The 24,534-nt window shown below is 40.2% G+C and carries 26 protein-coding genes; 14 read left to right on the top strand and 12 right to left on the bottom strand.

The features are described 5' to 3' along the window. Nucleotides 1-138: 138 nt before the first annotated feature. The gene (locus M886_RS11925) at nucleotides 139-933 is read left to right on the top strand and encodes an alpha/beta fold hydrolase (protein WP_048051236.1); all 795 of its coding nucleotides are present in this window, start codon (nucleotides 139-141) and stop codon (nucleotides 931-933) included. 125 nt (nucleotides 934-1,058) lie between these two features. Beyond that, nucleotides 1,059-1,694 carry a LysE family translocator gene (locus M886_RS11920; RefSeq protein ID WP_048051235.1) on the top strand — a complete coding sequence of 212 codons (636 nt, stop codon included), beginning with the start codon at nucleotides 1,059-1,061 and terminating at the stop codon, nucleotides 1,692-1,694. Nucleotides 1,695-1,811: 117 nt separating this feature from the next. Here M886_RS11920 and M886_RS11915 read toward each other — a convergent pair whose 3' ends face one another. Continuing rightward, entirely contained in the window at nucleotides 1,812-2,123 is a 312-nt protein-coding gene (locus tag M886_RS11915) for a DUF3303 domain-containing protein (RefSeq protein ID WP_053228890.1), read from the bottom strand. A gap of 348 nt (nucleotides 2,124-2,471) precedes the next feature. Here M886_RS11915 and M886_RS11910 point away from each other — a divergent pair, with 348 nt between their 5' ends. Both M886_RS11910 and M886_RS11905 read left to right on the top strand, forming a co-directional pair. Further along, nucleotides 2,472-3,065, top strand: a complete 594-nt coding sequence (locus tag M886_RS11910) for an undecaprenyl-diphosphatase (protein WP_048051234.1) — start codon at nucleotides 2,472-2,474, stop codon at nucleotides 3,063-3,065. A 451-nt stretch (nucleotides 3,066-3,516) separates the two neighbouring features. Then, nucleotides 3,517-3,786, top strand: a complete 270-nt coding sequence (locus M886_RS11905; protein ID WP_152558032.1) for a DUF2795 domain-containing protein — start codon at nucleotides 3,517-3,519, stop codon at nucleotides 3,784-3,786. 123 nt (nucleotides 3,787-3,909) lie between these two features. Here M886_RS11905 and M886_RS11900 read toward each other — a convergent pair whose 3' ends face one another. Beyond that, nucleotides 3,910-5,253, bottom strand: coding sequence for an MATE family efflux transporter (locus tag M886_RS11900; RefSeq protein ID WP_011035028.1), 1,344 nt, complete (start codon nucleotides 5,251-5,253; stop codon nucleotides 3,910-3,912). Nucleotides 5,254-5,555: 302 nt separating this feature from the next. Between M886_RS11900 and M886_RS11895 the strand changes: the two genes are divergently transcribed. After that, complete coding sequence (locus M886_RS11895) at nucleotides 5,556-6,500, top strand: carbohydrate kinase family protein (RefSeq protein ID WP_048051233.1); 945 nt, start codon at nucleotides 5,556-5,558, stop codon at nucleotides 6,498-6,500. A 492-nt stretch (nucleotides 6,501-6,992) separates the two neighbouring features. On the opposite strand, the gene M886_RS11885 is transcribed toward M886_RS11895, so the two are convergent. From M886_RS11885 to htpX, 3 genes are all read right to left on the bottom strand, one after another. Next, on the bottom strand, nucleotides 6,993-7,559 hold the full coding sequence (locus tag M886_RS11885; protein WP_048051232.1) for a metal-dependent hydrolase: 567 nt from the start codon (nucleotides 7,557-7,559) through the stop codon (nucleotides 6,993-6,995). Between the two features lie 255 nt (nucleotides 7,560-7,814). Next, entirely contained in the window at nucleotides 7,815-8,444 is a 630-nt protein-coding gene (pspAB, locus tag M886_RS11880) for a PspA-associated protein PspAB (RefSeq protein WP_048042000.1), read from the bottom strand. Between the two features lie 263 nt (nucleotides 8,445-8,707). Further along, nucleotides 8,708-9,592, bottom strand: a complete 885-nt coding sequence (gene htpX, locus M886_RS11875) for a zinc metalloprotease HtpX (protein ID WP_048037622.1) — start codon at nucleotides 9,590-9,592, stop codon at nucleotides 8,708-8,710. Nucleotides 9,593-10,327: 735 nt separating this feature from the next. On the opposite strand from htpX, the gene M886_RS11870 reads away from it, so the two are divergent. The 3 genes from M886_RS11870 to M886_RS11860 all read left to right on the top strand — a co-directional run bounded on the left by M886_RS11870 (nucleotide 10,328) and on the right by M886_RS11860 (nucleotide 12,744). Beyond that, nucleotides 10,328-11,131: an ABC transporter ATP-binding protein gene (locus M886_RS11870; protein ID WP_048051231.1), complete on the top strand. Its 804-nt coding sequence runs from the start codon at nucleotides 10,328-10,330 to the stop codon at nucleotides 11,129-11,131. Beyond that, nucleotides 11,128-11,880, top strand: a complete 753-nt coding sequence (locus M886_RS11865; protein ID WP_048051230.1) for an ABC transporter permease — start codon at nucleotides 11,128-11,130, stop codon at nucleotides 11,878-11,880. Before M886_RS11870 ends, M886_RS11865 begins: the two co-directional genes overlap by 4 nt. A 237-nt stretch (nucleotides 11,881-12,117) precedes the next feature. After that, nucleotides 12,118-12,744 (top strand): LysE family transporter, encoded by a 627-nt coding sequence (locus M886_RS11860; RefSeq protein ID WP_048051229.1) that lies wholly within the window; start codon nucleotides 12,118-12,120, stop codon nucleotides 12,742-12,744. Nucleotides 12,745-13,291: 547 nt separating this feature from the next. Here M886_RS11860 and M886_RS18695 read toward each other — a convergent pair. The 3 genes from M886_RS18695 to M886_RS11850 all read right to left on the bottom strand — a co-directional run bounded on the left by M886_RS18695 (nucleotide 13,292) and on the right by M886_RS11850 (nucleotide 15,379). Continuing rightward, nucleotides 13,292-13,450 (bottom strand): hypothetical protein, encoded by a 159-nt coding sequence (locus tag M886_RS18695; protein WP_155395360.1) that lies wholly within the window; start codon nucleotides 13,448-13,450, stop codon nucleotides 13,292-13,294. A 725-nt stretch (nucleotides 13,451-14,175) separates the two neighbouring features. After that, nucleotides 14,176-14,697: a cob(I)yrinic acid a,c-diamide adenosyltransferase gene (locus M886_RS11855; protein WP_015413084.1), complete on the bottom strand. Its 522-nt coding sequence runs from the start codon at nucleotides 14,695-14,697 to the stop codon at nucleotides 14,176-14,178. 376 nt (nucleotides 14,698-15,073) lie between these two features. After that, nucleotides 15,074-15,379 carry an MscL family protein gene (locus tag M886_RS11850; protein WP_048037620.1) on the bottom strand — a complete coding sequence of 102 codons (306 nt, stop codon included), beginning with the start codon at nucleotides 15,377-15,379 and terminating at the stop codon, nucleotides 15,074-15,076. Between the two features lie 582 nt (nucleotides 15,380-15,961). On the opposite strand from M886_RS11850, the gene M886_RS11845 reads away from it, so the two are divergent. The 3 genes from M886_RS11845 (at nucleotide 15,962) to M886_RS18350 (ending at nucleotide 18,386) form a co-directional block, all read left to right on the top strand. Beyond that, nucleotides 15,962-16,492 (top strand): flavodoxin domain-containing protein, encoded by a 531-nt coding sequence (locus tag M886_RS11845; protein WP_011035038.1) that lies wholly within the window; start codon nucleotides 15,962-15,964, stop codon nucleotides 16,490-16,492. Nucleotides 16,493-16,869: 377 nt separating this feature from the next. Next, nucleotides 16,870-17,967, top strand: a complete 1,098-nt coding sequence (locus M886_RS18355; RefSeq protein WP_235203945.1) for a DEAD/DEAH box helicase family protein — start codon at nucleotides 16,870-16,872, stop codon at nucleotides 17,965-17,967. Beyond that, complete coding sequence (locus M886_RS18350; RefSeq protein ID WP_235203944.1) at nucleotides 17,892-18,386, top strand: N-6 DNA methylase; 495 nt, start codon at nucleotides 17,892-17,894, stop codon at nucleotides 18,384-18,386. Before M886_RS18355 ends, M886_RS18350 begins: the two co-directional genes overlap by 76 nt. 140 nt (nucleotides 18,387-18,526) lie before the next feature. Here M886_RS18350 and M886_RS11830 read toward each other — a convergent pair whose 3' ends face one another. Next, entirely contained in the window at nucleotides 18,527-19,303 is a 777-nt protein-coding gene (locus M886_RS11830; protein WP_048051227.1) for an exodeoxyribonuclease III, read from the bottom strand. A gap of 803 nt (nucleotides 19,304-20,106) precedes the next feature. Between M886_RS11830 and M886_RS11825 the strand changes: the two genes are divergently transcribed. Beyond that, nucleotides 20,107-21,132: a cache domain-containing protein gene (locus M886_RS11825; RefSeq protein ID WP_048051226.1), complete on the top strand. Its 1,026-nt coding sequence runs from the start codon at nucleotides 20,107-20,109 to the stop codon at nucleotides 21,130-21,132. Between the two features lie 206 nt (nucleotides 21,133-21,338). Here M886_RS11825 and M886_RS18690 read toward each other — a convergent pair whose 3' ends face one another. Beyond that, nucleotides 21,339-21,491 (bottom strand): hypothetical protein, encoded by a 153-nt coding sequence (locus M886_RS18690; protein WP_160173166.1) that lies wholly within the window; start codon nucleotides 21,489-21,491, stop codon nucleotides 21,339-21,341. 43 nt (nucleotides 21,492-21,534) lie between these two features. Between M886_RS18690 and M886_RS11820 the strand changes: the two genes are divergently transcribed. Both M886_RS11820 and M886_RS11815 read left to right on the top strand, forming a co-directional pair. Beyond that, nucleotides 21,535-21,726, top strand: coding sequence for a hypothetical protein (locus tag M886_RS11820; protein WP_048051225.1), 192 nt, complete (start codon nucleotides 21,535-21,537; stop codon nucleotides 21,724-21,726). Nucleotides 21,727-21,974: 248 nt separating this feature from the next. Then, on the top strand, nucleotides 21,975-23,006 hold the full coding sequence (locus M886_RS11815) for a class I SAM-dependent methyltransferase (protein ID WP_048051224.1): 1,032 nt from the start codon (nucleotides 21,975-21,977) through the stop codon (nucleotides 23,004-23,006). A 4-nt stretch (nucleotides 23,007-23,010) separates the two neighbouring features. Here M886_RS11815 and M886_RS11810 read toward each other — a convergent pair whose 3' ends face one another. Both M886_RS11810 and M886_RS11805 read right to left on the bottom strand, forming a co-directional pair. Beyond that, nucleotides 23,011-23,679, bottom strand: coding sequence for a hypothetical protein (locus M886_RS11810; protein ID WP_048051223.1), 669 nt, complete (start codon nucleotides 23,677-23,679; stop codon nucleotides 23,011-23,013). 155 nt (nucleotides 23,680-23,834) lie between these two features. Next, nucleotides 23,835-24,218: a hypothetical protein gene (locus M886_RS11805; RefSeq protein WP_011035050.1), complete on the bottom strand. Its 384-nt coding sequence runs from the start codon at nucleotides 24,216-24,218 to the stop codon at nucleotides 23,835-23,837. Nucleotides 24,219-24,534: the final 316 nt, after the last annotated feature.

The following is a 24,534-nucleotide window of genomic DNA, read 5'->3' as shown; positions in this document are numbered from 1 at the left end:
TATATGGAACACATATAAATAGCCAGAATGGTTATCGAAAGAGCTGGTTTGTGTATAAGAGTTACGAAGCAAAAGTAAGGACAATATGATTCTAAAACCAATTGTTTTTAAGCTAAACAGGTCTAACCTGATAGACGTATGACGTATCTGAGGAAATACGGAAATTCACCTTTTACTACAGCCGTTATTCACGGAGGACCGGGTGCACCCGGAGAAATGGCATCTGTCGCCAGAGAGCTTTCCTCCTTTACCGGAATCCTTGAACCACTCCAGACTAAAGCAAGCATTGAGGGCCAGATAAAGGAACTGAAATCTATTTTGAAAGAACATGGAGCTTTACCGGTAAACCTTATAGGGTTTTCCTGGGGTGCAACACTCAGTTTTATCTTTGCAGCTCTTCACCCTCAACTTGTGAAAAAATTGATTCTGGTCGGAAGTGGCCCATATGAACAGAGATATGCTGTAAGTGTAACGAGTACCCGGATAAGCAGATTAGGACAGGAAGATTGGGAAGATTACCGTTCTCTGGACGGAGTTCTTAATAATTCTACCGCTAAAAGCAGGAATGAAGCTTTTTGCAGCCTTGGGAAGCTGCTCTCGAAAGCTGATACCTACGACCCTCTCCCCCATGATGCAGAATTGGTCAAATATAACTATGATGTATTCAAAAGCGTGTGGGGAGAAGCGCATCAGTTAAGGAGCAGCGGTGAGCTTCTGAAACTGGGAACAAAAGTCAGGTGCCCGGTAGTTGCAATTCACGGAGACTATGACCCCCACCCATTCAATGGAGTTAAAGAACCCCTATCCGGGGTTTTGAAGGATTTCAGATTTATTTTACTGGAAAAATGTGGGCACAGGCCCTGGATTGAAAGAGAAGCAAAGGAAAAGTTTTATGAACTGCTGGAGGATGAAATCCATAAACATGTCCTTTAAAATGATATGTTAATTCATATTTAAATCCAAACCCAGCTTCTGAATATGGTTAGAAGGAAACATGGCTAGAAGTAAAAATTGTCAGGAATAAAAATTGTCAGGAATAAAGATAGTTATAAGGAAAAGTGAAAAATTTGATAGAACAATCCCAGTTAATCTATTTTATTGCAGCCTCCGCAGCCCTTACCTTTCTTCCCGGACCTGATATTCTTTTCGTGCTCACCCAGAGCATCTCACAGGGCAAAATGGCAGGAGTTGCAACAGCAACAGGTCTGTGCACAGGAATACTTGTCCACACCAGCGCAGCTGCATTCGGGATTTCAGCCCTTGTATACAAATCAGCCCTTGCCTTCGAAATTGTAAAATATGCAGGAGCAGCCTATCTTCTTTACCTTGCCTGGCAGGCTTTGAGAGAAAGCGGAGAGCTTGTATCTTCTGATCCTGTGCAGGAAACAAATGTTTTTGCACTTTACAGGCGCGGGATCTTTATGAACGTCCTTAACCCTAAAGTTGCACTATTCTTCCTCGCATTCCTTCCCCAATTTGTAAACACCGGAGCAGGCAGTATCCCCATGCAGATGATATTCCTGGGAATAGTGTTCCTGATACAGGCATGGCTGATCTTTTCAGCAATCTCAGTCTTTGCAGGAATTATTGGAGAAAAAATAGTACAGAGGCAGGGGATCAGCGGGTATATTAATTGGGGAAAAGCGGGTATCTTTACCGTAATAGGAGTTAAACTTGCACTTTCTCATAAATAAGTAAAAAACTGAGCCTTAAATTTCTCCTTACCTGCCTGAGGAAAAATTAAAAAAGATCAGGAAAAAGTAAAATAAAGAACTGTAAAGAATCCAGAAGAAAATAAGCCATAATTTAAATTATGTCTCGCAAAGAGATTTTTTTGCATTTAAACTTTCCATACATTTGAATACAAAATTTTTAAACTCTTCGGCTCCCACAACCGGGAATACTTCAACATGGCACAGGTCAGTGAATGAAAAATTATGAGCCACATAGTCTTTTATGGACTCCACGTCATAGACAGTGATAATACGTCCTCCTCCGGCGTCAAACCACTGGTTAATAACTTTCAGCCCTTCTGGAGAACCTTCACCTTCAACCTGTTCCCACCGCTTAAACACCTTCACACTATTTTCGAGCTCAAATGTTGTTATGTCCAACAAAAGCATGTTTTTCTTCCCACATTAATATTTGGAGATATATATTTCACAAGTATTAGATGTAGTATATAGATGTATTGATTTTGTATTGTAGATAAATTTTCTAATGGAGTTCAGAATTAAACTGCAGCTAAACTTGAATTTCTTTTTAAGCTTACTTTTCAATATTGACTGGTCGGGACAGGATTGAGGAAAAAATAGACAACGGTATTTGGATCTCAGAAGAAAATACCTCTTTACAGGGCCATGCACTTAGAATTTATCAGGCAGCTGGCTTCCAATTCATATGGGCAACCAAAAGTCAATTAACGAAATAAAATAATATAAATTAAACATATATGTTTTAAAGTGAGCTTTATGATAACGGATCCGAATCTTACCTTATTTCATTTAATAAATGATATTGCTGGAAAAAATCCTGTCCTTGATAGCACAATGATATTTGCGGCAAAGAATATCATTTATATTTTTGCTGCCTATCTTACCTGCATCTGGCTTACAAAAAGTGAATATCGCCAGGAAGCATTATTTGCCGGATATGCATCGGTTCTCGGACTCGGGATAAATTTCATTATCACTCTTTTCTACTTTCATCCGAGGCCTTTTATGGTTCCCACAGGTACACTGCTGATAACACATGCAGCCGAGTCTTCCTTTCCGTCCGACCATGCTACTGTGATGTTTTCCGTATCTATCATGCTCCTGGCATTCAATTATCTAAGGTATAGCGGTGCCATATTTTTAGTTCTAGCATTCTTAAGCGGGCTTGCCAGGGTGTATTCGGGGCTGCATTTTCCCATGGATATAGCCGGTTCTCTTCTGGTGGCATCACTTTCTACAGGGATATTGCTCACCCTGAAAGATTATCTTATCCCGGTTAACCGCATATTCATTTCTTATTTTGAAAATATTAAGAAAAAAATAATAAAAGGCAGATTAAAAGTGTCTTAATATTTTCCTTATAAGTGTCTATATGACATGAGCGTTTTTTGAGCATTTTATTGTATTTTTCATTTTTTTCCTTTAAAATAAAGAAATTTGGGCTTAAAAGCCTGATAAATGTCCTTTAATAAATGTTTTAGCGGAATTATTTTTTATATAATTGAATATAATATATAGGAGAGGTGGGCAATCAGGGGGAAAAATGAGAGCTACCTGATTTACTGACGTGAAACTATCAAACGAGGTCCATTTGAGGTTTAAGAGCTCATATTCATAAGGATATCATTTATCCAGCAAAAAGACCTTATCATGTTTCTGAAAGAAAGCAGGCAGAGAATAACATACTGGATTTTCAGGGTGCATACCTGAAAATGGAACACGGATATCTATGGTTGAACACCAGGAATTACCGCCAGAGGTTTACTGAGGAAAATATCCATAAGATACCATATGGCAGAAAGTGAGAGATACCGATATAGAAAAATTAAAGGCAACTGAACTGGGTAAAGGGGGAAACGTTATGGAAACTGGAAGTAGTGCACAGGCCGCTCCTGCGGAAATGCAGAAAGTGTTAAAAAATGTGAATTATCCTGTAAAAAAGGGTGAGCTTATCGCGCATGTAAGGAAGAGCGGCGCAATGAACATTATGTTGCTGCAGAAACTTGGTATGCTTAAGGACAAGGAATATGCCAGTGCTGATGAAGTTCTCGAAGCGATTATAAGAATATAAACCTGTTCTGAGACTAACCGGAGCTGAGTTCAAAAACCCGCTTCAATGCAGGGTATAAACTGAAATATCCTTTTCTTTACTATTTTTTTAAATGTATCGAGAAAAGGCAGTAAAGTTCAACATTTAGTTCTTCTGCTTTTCTTTATTCTTATACTTCCTGTATTCTCTCCACATCATCCCGGCTGCAAGCCCACACGCCAGAAAATCAGAAATCGGAAATGCAGCCCAGACTCCGTCAAGCCCGTAAAACCTCGGCAAAATCAGCACAAGGGGCAGCAGGAAAAGGATCTGTCTTGCCAGTGACAGGACAAAAGCCGGTACGGGCTTCCCAAGAGCCTGAAACACTGTTGTGCCTACGAGCTGGAAACCTATGAATGGCAGGATCAGCACAACAATCTTCATGGCTCCGGCTCCTGCAGCTGTGAGTTCCGGATCAGAGCTGAAGATCTGGATGATAGGTTCAGGGAAAAAGAACATTAGCAGGAACCCTGGCAAAGAAAATAGAGTGCTCACCATCAGTGCGACTTTAACCGATTCCGCCACTCTTGAAAACTGCTTTGCCCCGTAATTATAGCCCACTATGGGCTGGAGGCCAAAAGAGATACCTAGAAGAGGAAGAAATATGAGCATGAGAAGCCTGTGGATGATCCCGAAGGCTGCAATTGAGACATCCCCTCCGTATGTTGCAAGGGCATTATTTACAAAAATCATCATGGTGCTATTTGATGCTTCAATAATGAAGGGGCCGATACCTATTACTGCCAGTTCCTTTGAGATTGTCATATCAGGGACCAGTAACTCAGGCTTAAAGACAACCGAGCTTTTTCCGGAAAGGAAATAACGCAAGAGGAAGACTGTTGCTGCGAGCTGGGAAAGGACAGTTGCAATAGCGGCTCCTCTGACTCCCATATCAAGCCAGAAAATAAAGATGGGATCAAGTATTATGTTCAGGCCGGCTCCGAAAATCATTCCGAACATTGCATATCTGGCGTTACCTTCAGCTCTTACAAGGTCTTCGGTTGCAATTCCTAAGGTAAAAACCGCAGACCCTGCCATTATAATCTCAAGATAAGCCCGTGCATAGGGCATTATTCCGGGGGTTGCTCCAAAGATTTTCAGCAGCGATTCGAGGAAGAAAAGCCCTGTAAAGGAGTAGGCAAATCCCAGGAAAATTCCCAGAAAAAATACAGTTCCCAGGGCTTTTTCAGCTTTATGCAGCTCTTTTGACCCAAGAGCCCGTGAGACAATTGAAGAACCTCCTATCCCCAGTCCGATTGCTATCCCCATTGCAAGCATGTGGATTGGAAAAGCTATTACAAGCCCCCCAATACCGGAAACGCTTTCCTCCCCCAGAGCCCTGCCAATGAAGATAGTGTCCACTACATTGTAAAAGGCATAGACAAGCATCCCGATAATTGAAGGGGCTGAAAGCCTGAAAAGGAGTTTACTTACTTTTTCCGTGCCCAAGAACCTGCTGTGCTCCTGAATGTGATTTCTCCCCTGCAGCCTGAATTAAACAGGATGTCCCGTAAGCAGATATTATATAAAACTATTTCGTAAGTATGCAGGAGATAAAAACATCACATGGAGTGAAATATCAGCAGGAGCAAAACGACGTAGCTGAAAGCTCACCTGGTATAAGAAACCGTTGAATATAAATGAAGCGTATATATAAGAGTATATAAAGAGCCATGGAGAGTATATGAAGCACACATGGAGAGTATATGAAGTATAAAATCTGAAAGTAACCAGTAAAAAGGAGTGGAAAGGTGAAAAAGGAGTGGAAAGGTGAAAAAGGAGCTATTAAACCGATAAGAGCACTCACTTTCGGGGAAGCTCTTTTCGATACTATCAAAGGCACAGCTCATCTGGGAGGTGCCCCCCTTAACCTGGCAGCCCACCTTGCAAAACTGGGGGCAAGAACAGCTGTGCTTACAGCAGTTGGAAAGGATGAGCTTGGAAAAATTCTCCTATCCAGGGCTGAAGAGATGGGAGTTGATACTTCATACATCCTTATTGATGAGAAAAGGCCTACAGGCACCGTTACTGTGGAATTGAAGTATGAAGGAATCCCCGTTTTTTCAATAAATGAAGGAGTGGCATGGGATGCGATTACTCCGGATGAAAAGCAATTTGAAGCTCTTGCAGGAGACGAATGGGATGTTTTTTGCTTTGGGACCCTTGCTCAGAGGTCTGAAGAAAACCGGAAAACTCTTAAAAGGCTCTTTCAGGAAATAAAAACAAAACGTTTTTTCTATGATGTAAATCTGAGATCAGAGTACTATACAGAAGAATGGATCCTTTCTTCCCTTGAACACTGTACAATCCTCAAAATGAATGAAGAAGAAGCTGAAGCAATTTCCGGAATGCTTTTTGATACCGTACATAAATTTCGGACTCTTTGCCACCTGCTTACAGACAGATACCCTGAAATGTCCGTGATCTGCATAACAAAAGGACCGGATGGGGCGGCTGTTTACCATGATGGAGTTTATGAGGAAGTGAGTGCCCCCCCAATAGAAGTCGCAGATACCGTAGGAGCGGGTGATGCTTTTTCCGCAGGGTTCCTTTATGCTTATCTATCCGGATACGGATCTTCAAAAGCCCTATCAATTGCCACTACCCTGGGGACGTATGTTGCATCAAAACCGGGCGCTGTGCCGGAATATTCGGAAGAACTTATAGAAGAGTTAAAGAGATATAATAAGACATGATAAATTACGGGATGTTACATGATAGATTACAGGATATTGTTACATGATAGAAATCCCTATTACAGGACATTTATACTATTTTCTACATTAATATAAGGAGAAAAGAGGATATAAGGAAAACATAAAAGAAAAAAGAGGAGAAAAAAGAGGAGAAAAAAATTGCAAAAAAATACTGAAAAACCAGATACTTTCACAGCCGGATTGTACATAGTGAGTTTCGTAATATGCGGGTATTTTATTATAGAAATCATCCTGAGATTATAAGCTCATCTCCTTAGATGTTAAGCTTATCTCCATAAATGTTAAGCATATCCACTTAAATATTAAGCTTATCTCCTTAAATGAGCATATTTTAATTATTTGACAATTCTCTGTTACATGTAAAAATCAAAGGAAATCAAAAAGAAAAATTATATGATGCCCTGGCATTTCGATTTAAAAGGCATTAAGGGCCATTATATTTGAGAATAATTAAAAAATTAGAACTTATAACTATAATTCTTCTCTTACTATTTTACTGGAACCTTTCTTTTTAAATCTTTTTTTCGACCAGTACAGAAACATTATAACTCCTATTAAGACCCCTGTCAGTATTGCCCGAATTTCCGTAACATGAGCTAATAAAAATTCAAGGTGAAAAGATTTGATCAACATTGTAACCAGATGTTCAACTCCGATAAAGTCCCTTGAGTCTCTGGGAAAACTCCATCCAAACAGGGGCCAGAAGAAAGTATAAGGGTCTGCTCCCATCCGGTCTTCGAAAATATGCAGAAAAGAACCCGCAGAAAGGGAAAGAGCCCTGATATCTCTTCTTTTATCATACAGGTACAGTCCTGCCAGAAACAGAAGAAGGGAAAACAGCAGGGTATGACCCACAATGCGTCCGTTTCCGAAAGTTGAAGCAAAAATCACTTCACCGATTGGTTTGTCTATTAAATCAGGTAAAATAGCTCCAATCGCCAGATATCGCGGATTTATTACCGTCTTCAGTCGAGGTATAAAAATCGCAAGCCCAAAAAATATCCCGAGCGTAACGAACAGATGTCCAAAGAGAAGCATCAGGAATTAAACTGTTCTTTGATATTAAATATTATCGGATGCACAGTAATAAATTTGTACGGAAAAGCCTGCCCGGCTGCTCTTCCCTGAAGAAAAATGAAAATCCGGACGGGAGAAGTTTGAAAAATAATAAAGCAGTATCACTCATATTTGGCTGTTCCGTTTTTTCCATCTTTTTAAGAGAATCCTTTCTTCCCGGTCGAGGGGGAAAGAATGACTTTTTATGGAGAATGGCACAGCACCGGTTAAAAGAAATTAGAAAGGAATTCCCCAGAGGGGATACCATTTTTCCACATTCTTTTCTACAGGCATTTCTCTTTCCATTTCTGCCCTGAGCCTGAATTCAAAGGGGCTGTCTCTCTGTTTGCCAGAGAGAGGAATAAAGGGATAATAAGTCCCCTGTTTAAAGTTATAGATCCAGTAAACTGCTTTCCCGCCGGCTCCTTTTATACGGGATTTTTCATCCTGCCCGGCTGTCCGAATTTCAGGCTCTCTGTCAAACCTGTAAATGGCGCAGAGGATCTGCTCGCCAAAGCCCCTGTCTTCAAGTGTCTGGCTTACAAGGTGAATACTGGCAACAAGGTCTTCAAAATCAGGATCTTTAAAAATAGCCCAGAGAAAGTTAAATTCATCTTTTTCGAGCCTGAAGTCAGTTTCCGTCTCCTTTGAACTGAATTCCAGAAGCTCTTCGATTTCCTTTCTTGCAGATTCGTAAGAGGTAGCCCCTAAAGGCTTAAAACAGATCCCTGCATATCCTGAAGGCTTCAGACCAAGACTGCTTTCCAGGGTGATGCTTGCTGTAGAGATTGCAAATAGTTTGTCACTTTTTGCTTTTGGAAGCCTGCTTCTCCCAAGGACCGCATCCACAAAATTCCGGAAACCCATCAAGCTTATCTCCTTTATAATCTCGTTTTTTAATCAATCCAGTTTTAATAATTCAGCTTTTAATCAGTTATTAATTAATCAATGCAGTTTTAATCCATTTAGCTTTTAATCAATCTAACTTTTATTAAATTTTTCATTTTTTTGAGTCATTTTTTTGAGTCATTTTTTTGAGTCATCTTTTTGATTCATCTTTTTGATTCATCTTTTTTGTTCTTTAATTTGCATTTTTGTTCTTAACATGACTTTTCATCAATTCATTTATTTCAACTCATTTCCTGCTGCATTTTCTCAAGCTTTGCTATCCTCTTTTCCACTGAAGGGTGGGTGGAAAAGATGTCCATTATAGAAGAGCCTGAGATTGCAGGTATAATAAAAAAGGCGTTCATGCCTTCGACTTTTCTGAGGTCATCACCTGGCACTCTATCCATAACTCCGCTTATTTTCATAAGGGCAGAAGCAAGATTTGCAGGCTGCCCGGTGATAACAGCCGCTCCCCTGTCCGCAGAGAATTCCCTGTAACGGGAAAGGGCGCGGATCAGTAAAAAGCTGACAATCCAGACCACGATGGAAACAAGCCAGACAAGCATAATACCTCCGCCTTCCTTCCTTCTGCCTCCTCCCATATTCCCGAAATAAAGGCTGTAGCGTACAATATAGAAAGCCACTGATGAGAGAAAACTGGCAATCGTCAGGACAGCCATGTCCCTATTCTTTACATGGCTCAATTCATGCGCAAGTACTGCTTCAAGTTCAGCAGGAGAGAGTTTGTCCATAAGCCCTGTCGTAACCGCAACAACAGCTTTATTCTGGTTCCTGCCTGTAGCAAAGGCGTTTGGGACCTGCGTCCTTACAATTGCAACCTGAGGTTTCGGGAGGTCAGCTATTGCGCAGAGCCTGGTAATCATCCCGTGGAGCTGCGGGGCTTCACTTTCAGAAACAACCTGCGCCCCCGTTGTCCAGAGCACCATCTTATCCGAATAAAAATACTGGGCGGCCATGAAAAGACCGATGAATAGAATTATGAAAATCTGAGATGTTCCGTAGTATGAAAGGAATGCAAGGAAAAAAAGGTAAACTGCTGCCAGAAGAAACATCGTGAAGAGCATTCTTCCCTGAAGCCCAAGGTCCCGTTCCCATTTTCTTTTCATATCTTGCTGCTCCCGCCTGTAATATGATAGCTATACTGCAGGCTGATAATAAGACAGTTTGGTATTGGATAGTTTTTTACATGTTGACTTTATCTGATATCTAAAGAATTTATGATGCCTGAAGATTCATGGTATCTTAAATACCTATGAATAAAAAATAACTTTACATGCATGAAGCAAACGAATCAAATAAGCAGATTCTAACAAATAATATTTAAATATCAAAATAATATTTAAATATCAAAATAATATTTTAATATCAATGTGTGACATAGAGGTTCTTAGACCCGGCACTGTAAAACCTGAAAGCCAGCCTCCTGTTGTCTTCAATAAAACATTTCCTTAAGGATTTAAATCCTTTCCTTTTAGAAAACAGAGATAAATCCATAACAGAGTGGCTTTAAGAGACAGGATTTACACAAAAGTGTCGGGAATTGTTTAACCTGCGCCGGTTAATGTCAACAGATCATTAAAAAAGGCTGTTAAAGAGATTTATTATTTCGTGTTATTGATATTCAAGATATTATACCTGGGATTATGAAATACATATTCTATTTAAATAACAGAATTTATAAATAATGTCTTCATTTCAGTAGCAGAAAGTATATTCTCTATCAATATTGTTCTTTAAAAATATTCTATTTAGCTGCTCAGCCAAGTGTGGAGCAGATCTTTTAACTTGAAATGTATTGAACTACTCCTTTCCTTATTGAAAAAAGAATTTCAGGTCCTCTCATGCAAAACATACTCACAGTTAAATCTCTGACAAAAAAATTTGAAGATTTCACCGCAGTAAAAGGAATCAGTTTTGATGTAAAAACAGGCTCTATATTTGCTTTCCTCGGGCCTAACGGGGCAGGCAAGTCCACAACCATCAAAATGCTTACAACAGTCCTGAAGCCCACTTCCGGGGAAATCTGGATAAATGGCTTCAATGCACTGAAAGAACAGGATAATGCAAGAGCCTCTTTCGGGATAGTGTTTCAGGACCACAGCCTTGATGAAGAGCTTACAGCCTACGAAAATATGGTATACCATTCCGTAATCTACAAAGTTCCCAGAAAAGAGAGGGAAAACAGAATTCGACAGGCACTTGAAATTGTGGGGCTCTGGGACAGGCGGAAAGATTTCGTAAAAAAGTATTCCGGAGGAATGAAACGCAGGCTTGAGATTGCCAGGGCTCTTGTTCATTATCCGAAGATCCTTTTTCTTGACGAGCCCACTGTGGGGCTTGACCCCCAGACGAGAAAGTCTATCTGGACCCATATAAAAAACCTGAGTGAAGAAAGGGGCATGACGATTTTTCTGACAACCCATTACATGGATGAAGCCGAAGAGGTGGCTGACGAAATAGCAATTATAGACCACGGGAAAATCATAGAATCCGGCACTCTGGAAAAAATAAAAGCCAGCACATGCACAGGGTCCCTGGAAGAAGCCTTCCTCAAGCTTACAGGCAGGGACATAAGGGACGAAAACGGAAGTGCAGGAAGTAAAACGAGGTTTATGAGAGGAAAAGGAAGGAGGGGCAGGATTTGATTGAAGTAATCTACATCCTCTGGCTCAGGCAGCTTAAACATTACTGGCGCTCAAAAGCGCGGCTTATAGGTTCTCTCGGGCAACCTCTTCTTTTCATGGTTGCCTTTGGCTTCGGATTCGGGCCAATGTATACCAGAGCCAGCGGAGGAGCAAGCTATATGGACTTCCTCGCACCCGGGATTGTCGCAATGTCGATTCTCTTTACAGCCATTTTTTCAGGGCTGGAAGTCATCTGGGACAGGCAGTTCGGCTTCCTTAAAGAAACACTTGTAGCTCCCATTTCAAGGACAGAAATCATGCTCGGGAAAACCTTTGGAGGTGCAACCATAGCCATAATACAGGGGCTGGTAGTACTTTGCCTCACCTATCTTCTCGGCTTCAGGATTTCAAGCCTGTCTAGCCTGGCTCTCGGGATGACCTTCATGTTTCTGATAGCTATCTTCTTTACAGGTTTGGGACTCGCCATAGCTTCCATGATGAAGGACATGCAGGGTTTTCAGCTTATTATGAACTTTCTGATAATGCCCATCTTTTTCCTCTCAGGTGCCCTCTTCCCTCTGGAAAATCTCCCTTCTGCAATATACTTCATAAGCAGGATCGACCCCCTCACCTATGGTGTGGACGGCATGAGAGGAGCCCTTGCAGGGATGAGCGTGTTTGGAATTCATAATGACTTTGCAATAATGTTTATATTATCTGTCCTTGTCTGCATAATCGGAGCATTCCTGTTTTCAAGAGTTGAGGCGTAAATGCCTCTTTTTTTAAATATGAATCTCAATGCTAGTACGCCAGATTTTTAGATGCCAGGTCAGGGGTTAACTCATAATCTGAAGATCCTCAGTAAAGGCCCTCAATACTATATGTGAGTATAGAAACTAAAATTATAAGTAAGTAAAATTATAAGTAAGGGTTTCAATGTACTGAATACAGCTTTAAAGTATTAGTTTAGACATAATAGTACAGTTATGAAAAATGAGGCATTAAAGATGCTTGATTTTATTGAATATTTCGGCTTTGGAGCGTTTCTCGGGCTTGCTGCAGGAACATCCCCAGGCCCTCTTCTGGCTGTAACCATTTCCGAAACTCTGCAACATGGCAAGTGGGACGGAATAAAGGTCGCAGTTTCTCCTTTAATTACCGACCTGCCAATAGTTCTGGCTGTACTCTTTGTTCTGTCACATCTTACAAGTTCTGATCTATTTATAGGAATTATTGCTTTTTCTGGGGCTTCATACCTGATATATTCAGGAGTCGAATCCCTTAAAATTAAAAAGGGAAGCATTGAATTAAGTGCAGAAAAGAGTGGTGCCCTTAAAAAAGGGATTATTGTTAATTTTGGAAACCCTCACCCATATGTATTCTGGCTGTCCATAGGAGGGCCACTAATTTTTAAAAGCCTGAGTGTTCATGTCTGGGCTACAATTTTATTTATAGCGGGCTTTTATCTGCTCCTGGTAGGGTCAAAGATAATTGTTGCATTGATTGTGGAGAAGTCAAAGTATTTCATAAACAGCAAATATTATCTGTCTATAGTCCATGCTCTTGGAATCGCCCAGATTATATTTGGACTGACATTTATTAAAGTGGGTATGGATTCATTGAGGTTAATTTGAAGTTTAGAGATTGGAGATACCGGGCCTTTTTGTCGCTCGACAGAGGAGAGCGGCTTGACCTGTAAAAAGAGAATGAATTGGCATAGTATACAATCTTATTTTTATTACTGAGTTCATCCCAAAACCAAATTAAACCTCGCACCAGTAAAATTTTTCGAATGATTTTCATGATCAGAGACTCGATTTATTATTTTGGATACAGGACTTAGAGCCGCAGTGATGAGTTTTGGGATTGGCTCAATCTTTGTAGCGTTTTTTATACTCTTTGTAGCGTTCTTAAATTTCTTTCACTTTTTGTCTGTTTATTTGATTTTTAATCTACTTATTTGATTTTTTTTGTCTGCTTATTTGATTTCTTCAACTTCTTTCTGCTTTATGGGCAGAGCTCCCGGACAAGCTGGCAGAGAAACGGTTAAATGCCTGGGAGTTGACGCCTACGTCCTATGAAGCTAAAAATTGGGGGTTTACCCTTCTTCCTGTAAATCTGAATAAAAACATGGAAAATCAGAGCTATATTTGCTTTAAAGAGAAAGGTGCGGAAGAAAGGTTATACACTCGGCCTGTGCCAGACATCACGGCGTAAAGTGGAAAATAAAAGAAAAAGCAAAATAAGGCCAATAAGTACCAGGGTAAGGACGCACCCAAAAGCTGTATCTGGAGAGATCTGTTGACTGATGGCTTCAGCATTACCAACCAGTGAAGACATAATATATTATTAATATTGAAGATATAAATAAATATTTATATTCATAGAAAACAGGAATCAGAGCTTATTTCAACTCTTTTTTGAAGCAGGCTCAAATGCAAAAGTCAATGTAATCACGAATAAAAGTACAGGTAGATGGTATCGGGTTAAGCCAGAAAGATAAAAAAGACGTGATGTTTCTGAAGTTTAGTTTAGAAGTAGATGGTAGGGGCTGAGTCCCTATTCTCAGGTCCCTACCTTCGATCCAACCCATAGATTAAGAGGAAACCCTATTACCCTTAATCTGTACATCTATAATGAGCTGGAGATATATATCATAATTGATTAAAAAAAATAATTTTTATTATAAAATTCGATATAATTAAATAATTATATTATATTGAAATTTTTAATTGCATGAAAATAATAGTAACCACGTTAAAAAGAGTTGTGAGGAGCTAGAAACTTTTCCACATCAAATGATCTTTTGAGGCTTAAGCTGGAATATGGATTTTAAGACTTAAGCTGGAATATGGATTTTAAGACTTAAGCTGGAATATAGAAGTATAAGTCATATACTGAAACATATTACAAAAAGATATCGCGTAAAAGAGAAAGGATGATCTCTCCCGGTGTCTCGCTGCCTGAAGAAAGAATAGTGGCTCTAATTATGGAAAGAAAAAGCTGAATTATTAAATTTGCAGGAAAAATTGTGGCAAATTAGCCGGAAATATTAAAAAAATGTGTCAATATTCAAGCCCTTCCTTTGCAGGGACTTTTTTTTCAAAAGGATGCTTCACAAATTTCATTTCAGTCACCAGGTCTGCCCTTTCTACCAGTTCTTCTGGAGCTCTCCGACCTGTCAGAATGACTGTTGTCTCTTCAGGGATGTCTTCCAGCAATTTCAGGATATCTTCTGTCTTCACAATGCCAAAATGAGCTGCAAGGTTTATCTCGTCCAGCACCAGTATTCTGGGCTTCTTTCCGAGGGCTTCTTTTGCGAATTCGAGTCCTTTTTCTGCCAGCTCATAATCCAGAGGCACAGGGTTCCTGAAATCTATGAACTCTTCCCTTCCGAACTGGTGGATCTCGTATTCCGGTGCGAGCCTGTCCTTAATTTTGTATTCCCCTATGTACTTTCTACCTTTCATGAACTGGATAATTACTGCACTGTATCCGTGTCCTACCGCTCTGAGAGCCAGCCCGAGTGCATTTGTTGTCTTTCCTTCCCCTTCCCCAGTATAAATGTATACCATGCCACCGGCCATTTTACACCTCAGAAAATGTGCTTTCTTAAAGAAGCTTAGTTTGCGGAACCGTACATTAACCGTACATTATTTTGTTTTCATGTTATATCTACCAGAGTCATACCCTTGAATAATTATCTAACATATCTGATCTTAAAAAATGAGTTTTTTCCCTGAGGAAGTCCTGTATAAACACAGGTCCGTGTTCTTCTTCAGTAAGGCTGATGGTCATCCTCACAGGGATCCCGGAAATGACAAAAAGACCTGAGCCTGAAATATTAAACTGCAGACAGGGACGAAATAAACAATGGATAAAAGAATAAAAGAATAAAAAAAGTTTAAAAATTAAAAAGAAAAATGATGAGCAAAAAGTAATAGAAAAAATTGTGATTTCCTATTATCTTTTCTCAACTTTTTCTTCTTTCAGCACTTTTTTGGCGATAATAAAGACCACAAATGCAATAATTATGAAGTTTATCAGTTCTCCGAGAAAAGCACCCCAGCCCAGTACTATCGGACCGATATCAATCGTTGCTGTCCTCCAGGCCCCTCCGGGGATAAAAGGTGTTATGATCGGCATAATAATGTTGTCCACAAAGGATTTTATAAAAGCCGTCGATGCGATACCCATAATCAAAGCAATTGCCAGGGGAATTACTTTGTACTCATAAAGAAATTCCTTAAACTCGCCAATAAGTCCCACGATATTCCTCCAAAATATTTTTTAATATTTATATCTACAAAAATTAAATTAATTACTTTATTCTGTAGATTAAATTAATCATATTATAATCTTAATGAGATAAATACCCTTTGCATGTATTTCATAGCGCTTAAACCTGTTTTATACACTTTTGTACCTCATAGAAGTCTGTGATAAGGGCTTAAATCTTTAGATAGATTGTTAGAACCCTGAAAGCAAAAATTAAGAGATTAACTATCCTGAAATTCATTGAACAGGTATGTTTAAAATTCCACATTTATAGCCTGGAAAAGCATAAAGAAGTCGTTTTTGAAAATGAATGTCCTCATTAATACTTAAGAGTTAAAGAGTCAAATCCACATAAACTTCATGTGAATAAAATAAAAAAATTAAGAATAAATTATACGACTTAAAACTTTTTCTATCTATAAATATTAAGGAATTAAGGAATACGGGTAATCCTGACAGAGTATACCTGTTGAAGGAAACCCGGGAATATCAGAGCGACATTTAACGAGAACTGTGTCCGAAGATGACAAGTAACAGGAATGAAAATAACAGTTATAGGGGGAATTAGTTAGGATGGAAACCAGAACTCTTGTGGCTTATGCTTCGAAATACGGTTCAACAAAGGAAGTAGCTGAGTCGATCACAAAGATCTTGCAGGAAAATGGCCTTACAGTAGACCTTGAGCACGCGAAAAAAGTGCATTCTCTTGAGGAATATTCTGCTGTCGTGCTTGGTGCACCAATTTATGTAACCCACCTGCATAAAGATGCAGCAGGTTTTCTTTCGAAGCACCACGAAGCGCTCAAAAAACTGCCGGTTGCAATTTTTGTACTCGGACCGTTGAGTAATGAGGAAGAGGAGTGGAAAGAAGCACGTTCAAATTTGGATAAAGATCTGGGAAAGTTTCCCTGGTTCAGACCAGTTGACACAAAAATATTTGGAGGTAAGTTCGATCCGAAAAATCTGCGTTTTCCTGACAGCTTACTTGCCAGACTGCCTGCAAGCCCCATACACAATATGCCGGCAAGCGACATCCGGGACTGGATAGAAATCCGAGACTGGGCGGGCCAGCTTGCCACCCGGCTTCAGCCTGCTTTGACATAATGATTTATGACCTTGAAGGAAAGAGGCTATGAATAGCGTTAAATGTTTCTGTCCCGGTGTCTGCAGTAAAAATCTGTGCTGCTGAAAAATAATCACGCCCCTGATCTGGTGGAATATATCTTCCAACTTTTCTTTTATCATTCAAGAACATTTTTCATTCTCAACTTTATTTTTCTTTCAGGGAAGAACTGATCTGCTCCAGCAAATAACTTCCAGATACCAGTGTTTTTAAAAATTGTGCGTTTAAAAAAAGAATAAAAACAATCTAAATGTTTGAATATTTATTACCGAACATCTTGATATAATTCCTAATCTATTTATATAGGGGGATATAATTTTGATAAAAGATCTTTCGTAACATAACTTCGAGGGTGAAGATGCTCGACCTGAACGAGTTCCTGACAAGGAAAATGAAAATAGACGTTTTACTTAAGGAGCATGGCTGGGACGTTGGTGACAGGTCGAAGGTTGTCCTCGAAGTCGATACAATACAATCTGATATTAAAAAGCAGGATTACAGACAGGTCAACGAAACCCGCAGAAATGATGCTGAAAGCAAGTATGCGGACTATCTGCTTCTGGACAGTACCGGAAAACCGCTTGCCATTATTGAAGCCAAACGAACAACTAAAGACCCTATTCTGGGACAGAAGCAGGCTGAAGAGTATGCCGATGATATAAAGACACAGACAGGGGAAGAAGTTTTTATTTTTCTTTCAAACGGTTACCAGATATGGTTATGGGACAGGGAACGCTACGGACCCCGCCAGATAAAAGGGTTTTATTCCCCAGAAGATCTTGAAAGGCTTCTCTACCAGCGAAAATATTCGGAGCGGGAAACTGAAATCGACATTGACGGAAACATTGTTGACAGGGCAAAAAGCGTAGAGGTTGCGACAAGGGTTGTCGAACATATACACAAAGGGCACAGGAAAGCTCTGATTGTGATGGCAACCGGAACTGGAAAAACCAGAGTTGCAATGGCTATTATCGACCAGCTCATGCGGGAAAGCAGGGTTCAGAGAGTTCTATTTTTGACAGACAGAAAAGCTCTTCGAAAACAGGCTTATGAAAAGGGATACCTGCGATATTTCCCTGAGGAAACAAAAGAAATTATCCATTCAGGAAACTACAATTCCAATTGCAGGCTTTACGTTTCCACGATTCAGACTTTTCAGGAGATTTACAACCAGAAAGACAGAAACGGAAAATACAGGATTTCTCCCGGAGCTTTTGACCTGATCTTTTCGGACGAAGCCCACAGGTCAATATACTCGAAGTGGAAAGGAATTTTTACCTATCTTGACGCAATCCAGATAGGGTTGACTGCAACGCCGGCAGATATGGTTGACAGGGACACCTTCAGGTTTTTCGAGTGCCAGGATGATGTCCCGACGGCGTGCTCTTTGGAAGCTCGAATGCTCACAGGGACCTCCGAAAGCTCCTGCTCGAAAAATGTCAGCTCGAAGGAATAGTTTCCATGCCTTCGGGCGTATTCAAGCCGTATGCAGGAGTCTCAACTGCAGTGCTCATCTTTACAAAAGGCGGGAATACGGAAAAAGTCTGGTTCTATGATATGGAAGCCGACGGCTATTCCCTGGATGATAAACGAACTCCACTGGACAGAAAAGGAGATATCCCGGATATCATCGAAAGGTTCAGAAACCGTAGAGAAGAAAACCCGACCGATAGAAAAGGAAAATGCTTTTACGTGCCAGCCGAAGAAATTAAAGCTAATAATTACGATCTTTCGATTTCCAGGTACAAAGAAATCGAGTATGAAGAAATCAGGTACGAAAAGCCCGAGATTATCATTGAAAAAATAGAGGAACTCGAAGGAAAAATCCTGGGAAATATTGCGGAATTAAAAAGGATGCTCAATCAGGATTTATAAGTCAGGCATAAATCCTGAAAAAACACCAGTCCAGATAAAGTATAAGTTTTAATCAAGCACAAATTTTAATCAGGCATAAGTTCTGCAACCCGAGTAAAAAATGATAAACCCTTAAAAATAAAGATTAAAATAGATTTAACTTAAAACTCCAGTTCCAGCCCTACAGGACAGTGGTCCGAACCCATAATTTCAGGGTAAATAGAGGCAGATTTCACGTTTTCTCTGAGATTATCGCTGACAAAAAAATAATCCAGGCGCCAGCCGACGTTTCTGCTGCGTGCGCCGGTTCTCATTGACCACCAGGAATAGTTACCGCCTTCAGGGTTGAACATGCGGAAGGTATCAAGGTATCCGGCTGCAAGGAATTTATCCATCCATGCCCGCTCTTCGGGGAGAAATCCTGAAATCATTTCGTTTTGTTTCGGGCGGGCAAGGTCAATTTCTTTGTGGGCTGTATTCACGTCCCCACAGATTACAAGCTTTTTACCTTCGGATTTAAGGGCGTTTGCATAGTCCAGAAAAGCTTCATAAAAAGCCATTTTATATCCAAGGCGTTCCTGAGAAGCTTTGCCATTCGGGAAGTAGATGTTAAGCAGGACGAAATCTTTGTAGTCGGTCCTCAGAAAGCGGCCTTCCCTGTCAAATACCTCGATTCCCATACCTTTTTCGAGCTTGAGGGGTTTATTCTTTGAAAAAGTTCCGACCCCGCTGTAACCGTTCTGCTCTGCGGAAACAAAATAATTATAGTAGCCCTGGATGTTCTTAACTTCTCTAGGAAGCTTATCCTGAGAAGCTTTTGTCTCCTGAACGCATACAATATCAAACCGGTGCTCGAGCAAAAGGTCAAGGAAGCCTTTTTTGACAGCAGCCCGGAGGCCGTTTACGTTCCAGGAAATAAGGTTATAGTGTTCCGGCATTTTTACCCCTTTTTAAATATTTTTCATTTTTTTACATTTATTAACTGTTTTTCATTTTTCGTTTATTTACTTACCTTTCATTTTTTACGCTTATTAACGACACAATGCCAAAATCTAGTGATAACCATAAAAATCAAAAATCACTAGATTTTGAATATGGCACAATTCTTTGAGCATGACATATTGACCTGTGCCAGAAGAGCTTGAATATTGAGTTTGATCGAAAATTGAATTCTGCAGGGGAATTCAAGATTTCAATCAAAAAATGTAGAAATCACTAGATTTTGGAACTGAGTCTTATTAACCTGTTTTTTATTTTTACACCTGTTTGCATCTTTTCCATTTTTTATATTTATTTAGATCTTATTACATCTTTTGTTTTTTCTTTGCTTAGTCCTGCGTTCCAGAATTTTCGGATAAAATCGATATAAAGTTATTAAGGCTTGAACATAATGTAGAGAGATTAAAAGAACCAGAGTTTAAAAGAATTGTGAAGTTATAAAGAAATTATTGATTTGCAAGCTAAAGTCATGAAAAATTCAGATCCCTTAAAAATTATCCCTTAAAAATTATCCCTTTAAAATTATCCCTTAAAAATTATCCCTTTAAAATTATCCGGGATTTAGTAAACAGGGTTCCTTCAAACAATTTCCAAACAACATAGTGAAAAAATAAAATAATACCTATGATAATTATTATGACTATATATAAAAGAAGATCTGACGAAAGCTTTTCAAAATTCTGATAAAGGCTCTTAAGGGTTCTTCAATATTGAATAGAAATCTAAAAAATAGGGAAGTCATATGGATTTAATAAAGATTATATGTGGAATGCTTGCAGTTGCCATTTTTCTGGGCATACTTACCTGTGGGGCTCACGACGACAGGAAAGCAATTGCTGATGAGCCGGAAAATGAAAATGTAAGTGCATCTGCTGCAGGGGTGACAGGAGAAATAGCAGGAAAAGATCATGCCTCAGAAGAGAATACAAGTTCGGAACCGGCTGTTATGAAACCTGCACCTCCGGACTCTTTTATCCTTGCACAGGGTGAGAGTAAGATGGCAACTGAAAGGAGGGACATAGAAAATAAAGTCAGGGCTACAGTCCGGCTCCTTGACGCACGGGGAGAAGAACTTTTTGCTTCATTCAGAGAGGAAGAGTCCCCCTGGTACAATGATGACTTCTGTGTTTTTGTCTGGACTATAAACGGGACTCAGCTGGTCTGTCCTCAGGATAAGGATAGTGAAGGAAAGGACATGAAAGGGCTTCTTGATTCAGACGGAAAACCCATAGGTGAACTCTTTATAAAAGCAGCCCAGAGTGAAAACGGAGAAGGCTGGATAGATTATAACTGGCAGGATCCGGGCATCTCCGAGACTTACCGCAAACTTACTTTCGTAAAAAAATCTACCTTCGGAGGGCAGTCTTACATCGTGGGTTCAAGTTTTTATGTGGACGATCATATAATGTGCAGAAACCTCAGCGACTGCAAGTATCTTGAGGAGCCGGGAAATATTCATGCTGTGGAGCTGCTGAACCCTGAAAATCCCGGCCAGAACCTTGACCTTGATTACAGCATAGCTCATTCGATTGTCAAGCCCGGAGAAAATATTGCTCCCCACCTGATGAAAAACCCCGAAGTCCATTATATCCTTGAAGGAGAAGGCATCCTGTATATTGACGGGCTCCCGGTCGAAATGTGCCAGGACCAGCTAATCTACATACCTGCAGGAGCCGTTCAAACCACATTCAATACAGGAAATTCCACTCTGAAATTCCTTGCCATAAATCAGCCCGGGTGGTCTGAAGAAAATATTAAAGTATTTTAATTTAAAACAGGCCACCAGATTTTTTATTTATTTTCCTTAGCCGCGGTACTGACTTATGACCTGTTTTTTTAGCTGAAATACCGGTTCTGTCCAGGTGCTGCGCAGAGAGAAAAAACTGAGAAAATTATATATTTTTCCCGAAGGAGTAAACAGTACGACCCTGAAATCCCTGAGATAGGAATGTTCAATGTTAGGAGTGTTCAACGTTAGGAGTGTTCAATGTTTACGCTGACGCGGATATTTTTTATGAGCCCTTCTTCATCAACACAAATGGAACTCAGGACTCCTTCAGGGTAGACATCCGGGATCAGAATACCTGGAAAAATCCTTTTAGAGAATAAAAAGGCCTTCAGTGTCATCTACCGGCTTTCCAAGGCCAACCACAGCCCAGGCGTTTTTTTATTGCAGCATATTCGAGCCCTTTTTCTCCATACAGCTGGCGGCAGGCGTTCAGGAGGGCATATCTGGCTTCCCGAAAAAATCGGTCTCTGCATTGGAAAGTTCCAGATTTTCATCAATTCCGAGCCGCATTTTCAGAAGATCCCTGCAATCTTCCAGAAATCTTATTGCTATATCTTAAGGGCTTTCAGTTGAAGGTCTCAAAAGGGTACCTTTGATGAATTGAGGAATTTTTAGCCTGGAATCTCATAGATTTCAGATTCAGAGTCAATTTCCTTTAATTTCTCGACATCTCTGGTTTGCCTCTCATTGAGTCCCGGAATATGTGCCACATATCTTAATTTTCTTTCTCAATATGTCCTTTTTTCATCCTGAAATTCTGGCCTGATCACAGAAGGCTCCAACAAAAAACATTAATTCCATGCGCACTATCCATCACTCCAATGTATAGAGCAGTCCGGGTCCCACCTGAAAAAGGAGAAGAAATCAGGGAAAAAGCAATTGCTGGTAAATTTCTGGATACTGCAAGGAAAATCCAGAGAGTCAGGACAGAAAAAGGCACTTTTCTCGAAATCCCCGTAACTGAGGATGCAGATGAAACAGTTGGAGGATTTCCTATAATTGAGCAGGAAGACCCAGATTTTCTGGAAATTCCAGCATCCCTCAAAGAATGCCTTAAAGGTTCTCTCTCAGAAACAGAACTTGCTCAGGTCCCTTCAGGCTGGCATATTTTAGGAGACATCGTCATCGTCAGCATCCCGGAAAACCTAGAAAATAAGAAAATTCTGATTGCAGAAGCCCTGCTTTCCATGTATCCTAAATGCAAAAGTGTTGTCAGAGATTTAGGAATCGGAGGACAGTTCCGTCAGCCAGAAAGAGAGCTTCTTCTCGGCAGCGATACCGAAACCATACACAAGGAACATGGCTGCTTTTTCAAGCAGGAAGTAACAAAAGTTATGTACTCTAAAGGCAACCTGGAAGAGAGAAAAAGGATGAGTCTCCTCGGAACAGGTGAAACTGTTGTGGACATGTTTGCAGGGATAGGGTATTTTTCAATTCCCATGGCTGTCCATGCAAAGCCGAAAAAAATCATCTCGATCGAAATAAATCCTGAGTCCTTTGCCTACCTGAAAGAAAATATCAGGCTGAACCGTGTGGAAGATATTATTCTCCCGGTTCTCGGAGACTGCTCTCAGGCTGCTCCAGAAGGCGAGGCAGATAGGGTAATTATGGGATATGTGGGAACAACCCACCATTACCTGGGACAGGCTATAAAAACTCTGAAAGAAAACGGGGGAATTCTTCATTACCATGAAACGGTGCCTGAAAACCTTGCAATGACAAGACCAGAAGAAAGGGTAAAAAAAGCTGCCGAATTACTGGGAAAAAAAGTAGAGGTTCTCGAAACCCGAAAGATTAAGAAGTATGCTCCTGGAGTCCTGCATGTGGTTGTGGATGCCCGGATATCCGAATGAAAGGCTACTGGAAAAATTCCGGGTCATCAGCCCTCAGCTTGATTTTTTTCGCTGAGAAACGGGAGTCGGACAGCTTTACTTTGCTTGGGGAGCCAGCTATGATATTTACGTCCATGCTGAGAATTTTCCTGTAAATGTTCCTTTTTTGCACGACAGGCCACCAGCCGTAAAGGAAAACGTTAATAGGCTCCCACATAGCAACCCAGCCGATAATGGTAAAACCTTCAGAAAGCATGGTATGTACCAGGCCTTCTTCAAGAGTTGATAGAAGCCGGATTACAAGCAGGCAGAGAAAAAGGAAGAGGGTTGCGATTGTCATATTTCTCCTTCCCCGCTGGAGAAGTTTTTTAAGTTCTATCTCCGTGAGAAGTTTTTTGTAAGAAAAATGGTTTCTGATCGCTTCTTTGAGGATATGCTCCGTTTCTCCATCAGCTTCGGAAGGAGGAAGGTATATAAAGATCCCCAGAGGTTTTTTTAAAGGGAATTCCCCAACCGTATTATAAATATACTCTTCCGCTTCCCGATCAAGTTCTTTTTCGTGAAAAGGAGCAGGGTCAAAGGAATTGAAAAGCTGCATTGCAGTGTGAAGCTCAAGTTCTATCATGAGTTTTCCATTCAGTTTCCTGTAAAGATTATCTGTGCCTTTCGGGAAAATATCCAATCCCCAATCCATTTCTCATCCACCGGCTGCAGCCTTTTTACATTCATATTGATATAATTTAAACTGTTGTCAAGTAAACTGTTGTCATATTCTATATAAGGCTTTAGTTTCGTATTTCGGGTAGTGAACCATCAGGCTTTATCAGGCTTAAAAAGGTGCCCTGAAGTTTATTTCCCTGCCGAAGGCCTGAATCCTATGTACACCTCCATATGTATGATTTTTTCGTAAATGTTGCGTTTGTGGACGATTGGCCACCATCCGTAAAGAAAAATATGTACCGGTTCCCACATGGCAACCCAGCCAATAATAAGTAGCCCTTCGGAAAAAAGAGTGTTCACAAGGCTTTCTTCAAAGGTCGCAAGCAGCCTGATAGCAAGCAAGCAGAGAAACAGGAAAGTAAGGGCTATTATGAGGTTTCTTCTTCCCTGATGAAGAAGCCTTTTTAATTCAATTTCGGTAAGGAGTTTTTTGTAGGAAAAATGGTTTTTTATGGCTTCTTTAAGGTCGTTTTCGATTTCCGGAGTTATCCCTGCAGACGGGAGATATATCATGATTTCAAGAGGTTTTTTGAGAGAAAATTCATCAACGGCATTGTAGATGTACTCTTCTGCTTCAGGGTCGAGGTCTTTTTCTCTGAAAGGAGCAGGGTCAAAAGAATCAAAAAGCTGTAACAGGCTTTTGAGTTCGAGTTCTATTACAGGTTTCCCTGCATGCTCTCTGTAAAAAAATTCTGTCCCTTCGCCGGAAAATCTCCTCTTCCTGCCAGCTCCAGTGCCCGCACCTATATGTTTTCCTCCTTGCAGGTATTATAAAGCACGTATCTATCTCGAAAAAATGCTTTTTGCCTTAAAGGTTCCAATTTATTTC

Origin of the sequence: Methanosarcina soligelidi, assembly GCF_000744315.1 — an archaeon.
Classification (GTDB): Archaea; Halobacteriota; Methanosarcinia; order Methanosarcinales; family Methanosarcinaceae; genus Methanosarcina; species Methanosarcina mazei.
Note: the sequence above shows the minus strand (reverse complement) of the source record. Positions and strands in the feature narration are given on the sequence as shown.

What these genes read in the sequence shown, in the direction of transcription:
- M886_RS11925 (WP_048051236.1), top strand. Translation starts at nt 139, where the DNA reads ATGACGTATCTGAGGAAATACGGAAATTCACCTTTTACTACAGCCGTT.
- M886_RS11915 (WP_053228890.1), bottom strand. Translation starts at nt 2,123, where the DNA reads ATGCTTTTGTTGGACATAACAACATTTGAGCTCGAAAATAGTGTGAAG.
- M886_RS11910 (WP_048051234.1), top strand. Translation starts at nt 2,472, where the DNA reads ATGATAACGGATCCGAATCTTACCTTATTTCATTTAATAAATGATATT.
- M886_RS11885 (WP_048051232.1), bottom strand. Translation starts at nt 7,559, where the DNA reads ATGCTTCTCTTTGGACATCTGTTCGTTACGCTCGGGATATTTTTTGGG.
- pspAB (WP_048042000.1), bottom strand. Translation starts at nt 8,444, where the DNA reads ATGGGTTTCCGGAATTTTGTGGATGCGGTCCTTGGGAGAAGCAGGCTT.
- htpX (WP_048037622.1), bottom strand. Translation starts at nt 9,592, where the DNA reads ATGAAAAGAAAATGGGAACGGGACCTTGGGCTTCAGGGAAGAATGCTC.
- M886_RS11870 (WP_048051231.1), top strand. Translation starts at nt 10,328, where the DNA reads ATGCAAAACATACTCACAGTTAAATCTCTGACAAAAAAATTTGAAGAT.
- M886_RS11860 (WP_048051229.1), top strand. Translation starts at nt 12,118, where the DNA reads ATGCTTGATTTTATTGAATATTTCGGCTTTGGAGCGTTTCTCGGGCTT.
- M886_RS18695 (WP_155395360.1), bottom strand. Translation starts at nt 13,450, where the DNA reads ATGTCTTCACTGGTTGGTAATGCTGAAGCCATCAGTCAACAGATCTCT.
- M886_RS11855 (WP_015413084.1), bottom strand. Translation starts at nt 14,697, where the DNA reads ATGGCCGGTGGCATGGTATACATTTATACTGGGGAAGGGGAAGGAAAG.
- M886_RS11845 (WP_011035038.1), top strand. Translation starts at nt 15,962, where the DNA reads ATGGAAACCAGAACTCTTGTGGCTTATGCTTCGAAATACGGTTCAACA.
- M886_RS18355 (WP_235203945.1), top strand. Translation starts at nt 16,870, where the DNA reads ATGCTCGACCTGAACGAGTTCCTGACAAGGAAAATGAAAATAGACGTT.
- M886_RS11830 (WP_048051227.1), bottom strand. Translation starts at nt 19,303, where the DNA reads ATGCCGGAACACTATAACCTTATTTCCTGGAACGTAAACGGCCTCCGG.
- M886_RS11825 (WP_048051226.1), top strand. Translation starts at nt 20,107, where the DNA reads ATGGATTTAATAAAGATTATATGTGGAATGCTTGCAGTTGCCATTTTT.
- M886_RS18690 (WP_160173166.1), bottom strand. Translation starts at nt 21,491, where the DNA reads ATGACACTGAAGGCCTTTTTATTCTCTAAAAGGATTTTTCCAGGTATT.
- M886_RS11815 (WP_048051224.1), top strand. Translation starts at nt 21,975, where the DNA reads ATGTATAGAGCAGTCCGGGTCCCACCTGAAAAAGGAGAAGAAATCAGG.
- M886_RS11810 (WP_048051223.1), bottom strand. Translation starts at nt 23,679, where the DNA reads ATGGATTGGGGATTGGATATTTTCCCGAAAGGCACAGATAATCTTTAC.
- M886_RS11805 (WP_011035050.1), bottom strand. Translation starts at nt 24,218, where the DNA reads ATGATATATCTCCCGTCTGCAGGGATAACTCCGGAAATCGAAAACGAC.